Raw genomic sequence first — 5660 nt, 5'->3', positions numbered from 1 at the left:
GCGCGCCGAAGTGCGCCAGCGAGGCGGCATCGAGCGCCTGCGCGAACCATGGCGTCGTCGCCGGCGCGTTCCAGCCCGAGGCCGCGCCATTGGGCTCGAAGGTCACCACCGCCTGGTAGGGCGCGTTGTCTTCCAGCAGCGCCTTGAGCTCCTGCACCGCCTGCGCGGCGTCGATCAGCGGCGGCAGCCGCAGCGACAGCTTGAAGGCGGTATAGGGGCGCAGCACGTTGCCGGCGTCTTGCAGCGCGGGCAGGCCTTCGGCTCCCGTGACCGAGAGGGTCGGCTTCCAGGTGCGATTGAGCAGCGCCTCCACCGGGTCGGTGGTGGTCGGCAGCGCGAAGACGGTGGAGCCGCCGCAGTCCGCGTGGGCCCACGGGAAGCGCTTGTAGACCTCCTCGCCCAGGATGGCGGCGGTGGCCCGGGCCTGTTCCAGCCGGTCGGCCGGCACTTCGCAATGGAAGCTGGCGGGCAGCAGGCGGCCGGTGCGGCTGTCCTCCAGCCGGTCGAGCACCTGCCGCATGATGCGGAAGCTGGAGGGCACCAGGCCCGAGGCGTCGCCGGAATGGATGCCCTCGGTCAGCACCTGCACCTTCAGCGTGCCGCCGGCCAGGCCGCGCAGCGAGGTGGTGAGCCACAGCTGGTCGTAGTTGCCGGCGCCGGAGTCGAGGCAGATCACCAGGCCGACGTCGCCCAGGCGCGGCCGCAGCGCGTCCACGTAGGGCAGCAGGTCGTAGGAGCCCGACTCCTCGCAGGTCTCGATCAGGCCGACGATGCGCGCGTGCGGCTTGCCCTGCGCCTTGAGCGCCTGCACCGCCGCGATGCTGGCGTAGACGGCGTAGCCGTCGTCGGCGCCGCCGCGGCCGTAGAGCTTGCCGTCCTCGTACTTGGGCGTCCACGGCCCGAGGTCGGAGCGCCAACCGGTGAATTCGGGCTGCTTGTCCAGGTGGCCGTACATCAGGATCGTCTGCGCCGCGCCCGCCTTGGTGCCCTCGATCTCGAAGAACAGCACCGGCGTGCGGCCCGGCAGGCGCACGATCTCCAGCTTCAGGCCCTCGACCTTCTGCGCCTCGACCCATTGCGCGGCGTTGCGCAGCACCGTCTCGATGTAGCCGTGCTGCTCCCATTGCGGATCGAAGCCGGGCGACTTGGCCGGGATGGCGATGTAGTCGGTGAGCTGGCGCACGATGTCGCCGTCCCACTGGCGGCTGACCTGGTCGAGCGCGCGGGCGCTGTCGAGGAGGGTGGCAGGGAGGTCGCGGGGCTTGTTCATGGGGAGAGGGGCTAGAGACTAGGGGAAACAGCCAGACTGCAACTGTACGCGGCGGCGCGCCGCCGGGCTAGGATGCGGCCGGTATTCCCCTGGCCTCTAGCCTCTAGCCCCTTATGGAACAACGCATCCACGTCGGTGTCGGCGGCTGGACCTTCGAGCCCTGGCGCAACAACTTCTATCCGGCGGGCCTGCCGCATGCGAAGGAGCTGCACTACGCGAGCCGGCAGCTGACGGCCGTGGAGGTGAACGGCACCTTCTACAGCACGTTCCAGCCCTCCACCTTCGCCAAGTGGCGCGACGAGACGCCCGAGGGCTTCGTGTTCGCCTTGAAGGCGCACCGCTTCACCACCCACCGGCGCGAGCTCGCGTCGGCCGGCGAGGGCATCGAGCGCTTCGTCGGCAGCGGCATCGCCGAACTGGGCGACAAGCTCGGGCCGATCCTGTGGCAGCTGATGCCGACCACGCCCTTCCGCGCCGACGACCTGGAGCAGTTCCTGCGCCTGCTGCCCCGCGAAGTGCAGGGCCGGCCGCTGCGCCACGTGCTCGACGTGCGGCATCCGAGCTTCGCCTGCGAGGAATACCTCGAGCTGCTCGCGCGGCATGGCTGCACTACGGTCTACACCGATTCCGACAAGTTCCCCGCCATCCCGCACGCGCGTGGCGAGCTGGCCTACCTGCGGCTGATGCGCAGCGAGTCGGCGTGCCCAACGGGCTACACGCCGGAAGCGATCGCGCCGTGGGTGCGCGGCGCGCGCGAGTGGGTCGCGCTGGACGCCGGCAACGAGGCGTTCGTGTTCTTCATCAGCGCAGCGAAAGAACGCAATCCCGCCGCGGCGATGGAGTTCCTGCGGCAGTTGCGGGAGGGTGGTGAATTGGATCGAATCCCGACAGCGCCCGCAATCACCTCGCGGTCGCCTCCACCCAAACCAGCTGCCCCTGCCCCGCTTCATTCAAGCGCGCGCGCAGCGCGTCGGCGGCATCCTCGTTCACGCTGAACGCCACCTGCACCGCGTCCTCGTGCCGCACCTCGCCGAGCGCCGCGCCGGCGGCCTGCAGCTCGCGGCGCACAAGGCCTTCCAGCGCATACGGCACCCGGCAGGCGAACTGCAGCGTGCGGCGCAGCGGCAGCTTCTCCGCCTGCAGCAGCGCCTGCGCCACCGCGTCGGTGTAGGCCCGCACGAGGCCGCCGGCACCGAGCTTCACGCCGCCGAAGTAGCGCACCACGGTCGCCAGCACGCCTTCAAGCTGCTGGTGGCGCAGCACCTCCAGCATCGGCCGCCCCGCCGTGCCGCCCGGTTCGCCGTCGTCGTTGGCGGCCGACTGGCCGCCCGCCAGCAGCGCCCAGCAGACGTGCGTCGCGCCCGGATGCTGCGCCCGCAGCGACTCCACCACCTGCTGCGCCTCGGCGCGGCCGGCCACCGGCTGCACGCACCCGATGAAGCGGCTTTTCTTGATCAGGAGTTCGCTGTGGACGGGGCGCGCCAGGGTCAGGGCCATGGCGGAAGCCTAACGCAGCCTTGGGGTACCCGAGTGCAGCGGAAGCGCTGGGCTTCCGGCGCGCGTCGCGCGCGGTCAGCCCCAGCCTACGCAAAGCCGCGCCCGGCCCGTCAGCTCCGCATCCACCCCAAACCCGCCGACGTGCCGCCCGGCTCGGTGCCGCGCGCGGGGCGGTATTCGCAGCCGACCCAGCCCTCCCAGCCGCAGGCCGCCGAGACCTCGTCGATCACGGAGAACAGGTAGTCGTAATTGAGCTCGCCGAGGTCCGGCTCGTGGCGCTGCGGCACGCCGGCGATCTGGAAGTGGCCCACGCGACCGGTCGGCAGGTACTGCCGGATCTTCATGGCGACGTCGCCCTCGACGATCTGGCAGTGGTACAGGTCCATCTGCACCTGCACGTTCAGCGCGCCGATCTCCGACAGCAGCTGGTGCGCCTCGTCCTGGCGATTGAGGAAGAAACCGGGGATGTCGCGCGTGTTGATCGGCTCCAGCAGCAGGTTCACGCCCTGCTGCGCCGCCTCGCGCGCGGCCCAGCGCAGGTTCTCGACGTAGGTGGCGCGCAGGGCACTGCGGTCCTGCCCCGCGGGCACGAGGCCGGCCATCACGTGCACGCGCGGGCAGCCCAGCGCCTCGGCGTAGCGCAGTGCGCGCACGATGCCTTCGCGGAACTCCGGCTCGCGCCCGGGCAGGCAGGCGAGTCCGCGCTCGCCGGCTTCCCACTGGCCGGGTGGCGCGTTGAACAGCACCTGCTGCAGGCCGTGGGCCTTCAGCCGCGCGGCCAGCTCGCCAGCATCGTGCTCGTAGGGAAAGAGGTATTCGACCGCCTGGAAGCCGTCGCGGGCGGCGGCCTCGAAGCGATCCAGGAAGGAATGCTCCGGATAGAGCATGGAGAGGTTGGCGGCAAAGCGCGGCATGGCGGACCCTTCAGCGCACCGGCAGCTTCACGGCCTGCGGGTTCTCGCGCACGTATTCGCGCAGGATGCTCTCGAAGTCGGCATCCGGCTGCAGGCCCAGGCCTTGCGCGCGGGTGGACTTCACGTCGCCGGGCCAGGTGCTCACCAGCCGCTCGATGGCGGGATCGGGCGTCCAGTCCAGCAGGCCGGTGGCATCGCTGCCGGCCACGCGTTCCAGCGCCGCGGCCATCTCGCCGACGGTGGTGCGCAGCGCAGGCAGGTTCACGGCGGTGAGCGGCCCCCATTCGGCATCCGAGGCTTCGGCGGCACGCACGATGCCTTCGATGGTGCGGCCCGGCGAAGCCAGCGCCACCAGCGTCTGCGCCGCCACCGGCACTTGCGCCCGCACGCCGGCCAGCGGCTCGCGCAGCATGCCGGAGAGGAAGCCGGAGGCGGCGCCGTTGGGCCGCCCGGGGCGCACGCTCACCGTCATCAGGCGCACGCTGCGGGCCCGGATGAAGCCTTTGCGGCCGTAGTCCGCCATCAGCTGCTCGCCGATGAATTTCTGGATGCCGTAGCTGCTTTGCGGCGTGGGCAGGGTGAAGTCGTCGATGCCGGTGGGCATGGGCCGGTCCGGCAGCTTGCCGAACACGGCCAGCGAGCTGGCGAACACCACCGTGGGTTGCGTGCCCAGGGCGCGGCAGTTGGCGAGCAGCGAAGTGGTGGCGGCGAAGTTGCTGCGCATGCCGAGGTCGAAATCGGCCTCGCACTCGCCGCTCACGGCCGCGGCCAGGTGGAACACGCAGTCGGTGCCGGCCTGCGGCAGCTGGCCGGAGGCAAGCAGCTCGTTCAGGTCGCCGCCGACGAAGCGCACGCGGGCGTCGGCCTGCAGGTCGGCCGGCGGCGCCGCGCGGTCGGTGAGGGTGATCGAGGTGACGGGCCGGGCGGGGCCGCCGGCCAGTGCGAGCGCGCCCTTGGCGAGCAGGGTGCGCGCGAGCCGCGCGCCGAGGAAGCCGCTGCCCCCGGTGATCAGGATGTTCATCTGGCGTCTGTCTCCATTGGGTGTGGCGCGAGCATACGCGCTCGGGCGGGCTCCGGACGCCTGCGGGCGCGGAGCCGGCGCGCCGGCGGCGTCAGCCCCGCTCGAACTTGAACACCGCGGTGCCGGCCGTCAGGTTCGGCAGCAGGCGCCGCTCCTCGCCGTCCTGCAGGCCGAAGGCATCGAGGATCGTCAGCCGGTTCTTGGTGGCCAGCACCTCGAAATCCTTGAAGGTGCCGACGCGGATGTTGGGCGTGTCGTACCACTGGTAGGGCAGCCGCTTGGTCACCGGCATGCGGCCGCGCACGATGGAAAGCCGATTCGGCCAGTGGGCGAAATTCGGGAAGGCCACGATGCCCACCTTGCCCACCCGCGCCGTCTCGCGCAGCATCCATTCGGCATTGCGCAGGTGCTGCAGGGTGTCGATCTGCAGCACCACGTCGAAGGTGTCGTCCTCGAAGATCGTGAGGCCCGCATCCAGGTTGGCCTGGATCACGTTGACGCCGCGCTTCACGCAGGCCAGCACGTTCTCGTCGGCGATCTCGATGCCGTAGCCGCTGCAGCCGCGCTCGCGCTGCAGGTAGTCGAGCAGCGCGCCGTCGCCGCAGCCCAGGTCCAGCACGCGAGAGCCCGCCGGCACCAGCTTCGCGATCGTGTGCAGGGTGGCCTTGTCGGTCATAGCACGGCTCCCGCGGGCAGGTCCTGCGTCGGCGCCTCGGCCGGCTCCGCCGCGATGCGGTCGAAGTAGGAACGCACCACCGCCAGGTAGCGCGGGTCCTCCAGCAGGAAGGCGTCGTGGCCGTGCGGCGCGTCGATCTCGGCGTAGCTGCAGTTGCGCCGGTTCTCCAGCAGCGCCTTGACGATCTCGCGGCTGCGCTGCGGCGAGAAGCGCCAGTCGGTGGTGAAGCTCACCAGCAGGAAGCGCGCGGTGGCGGCGGCCAGCGCCTTGGACAGGTTGCCG

Annotated in this window: 6 protein-coding genes and 1 pseudogene; 1 reads left to right on the top strand and 6 read right to left on the bottom strand. The window is 71.1% G+C overall.

Features of this window, described 5'->3' with window-relative positions:
- Positions 1–1270, bottom strand: a 1270-nt coding sequence (locus VFM98_RS24305; protein WP_325112471.1) for a M20/M25/M40 family metallo-hydrolase, incomplete at its 3' end; no start/stop codon positions are given.
- A 113-nt stretch (positions 1271–1383) separates the two neighbouring features.
- Here VFM98_RS24305 and VFM98_RS24300 point away from each other — a divergent pair.
- Complete coding sequence (locus VFM98_RS24300; protein WP_325112470.1) at positions 1384–2265, top strand: DUF72 domain-containing protein; 882 nt, start codon at positions 1384–1386, stop codon at positions 2263–2265.
- Here VFM98_RS24300 and VFM98_RS24295 read toward each other — a convergent pair.
- The 5 genes and pseudogenes from VFM98_RS24295 to VFM98_RS24275 form a co-directional block, all read right to left on the bottom strand.
- Positions 2171–2767, bottom strand: a complete 597-nt coding sequence (locus tag VFM98_RS24295) for a YigZ family protein (RefSeq protein WP_325112469.1) — start codon at positions 2765–2767, stop codon at positions 2171–2173. The genes VFM98_RS24300 and VFM98_RS24295 overlap by 95 nt on opposite strands.
- Positions 2768–2877: 110 nt before the next feature.
- Positions 2878–3681 (bottom strand): 2-oxo-tetronate isomerase, encoded by an 804-nt coding sequence (gene otnI, locus VFM98_RS24290; protein ID WP_325112468.1) that lies wholly within the window; start codon positions 3679–3681, stop codon positions 2878–2880.
- A 10-nt stretch (positions 3682–3691) separates the two neighbouring features.
- The gene (gene denD / locus VFM98_RS24285) at positions 3692–4702 is read right to left on the bottom strand and encodes a D-erythronate dehydrogenase (protein WP_325112467.1); all 1011 of its coding nucleotides are present in this window, start codon (positions 4700–4702) and stop codon (positions 3692–3694) included.
- 91 nt (positions 4703–4793) lie between these two features.
- Positions 4794–5378: a methionine biosynthesis protein MetW gene (metW, locus tag VFM98_RS24280; protein WP_325112466.1), complete on the bottom strand. Its 585-nt coding sequence runs from the start codon at positions 5376–5378 to the stop codon at positions 4794–4796.
- Positions 5375–5660: pseudogene (locus VFM98_RS24275) on the bottom strand (hypothetical protein); the annotation flags it as partial. The gene metW and the pseudogene VFM98_RS24275, both read right to left, overlap by 4 nt.

The organism is Ramlibacter sp. (genome assembly GCF_035706265.1).
Taxonomy (GTDB): Bacteria; Pseudomonadota; Gammaproteobacteria; order Burkholderiales; family Burkholderiaceae_C; genus Ramlibacter.
The sequence above is the reverse complement of the archived record's forward strand: the minus strand, read 5'-3'. Positions and strand labels throughout refer to the sequence as shown.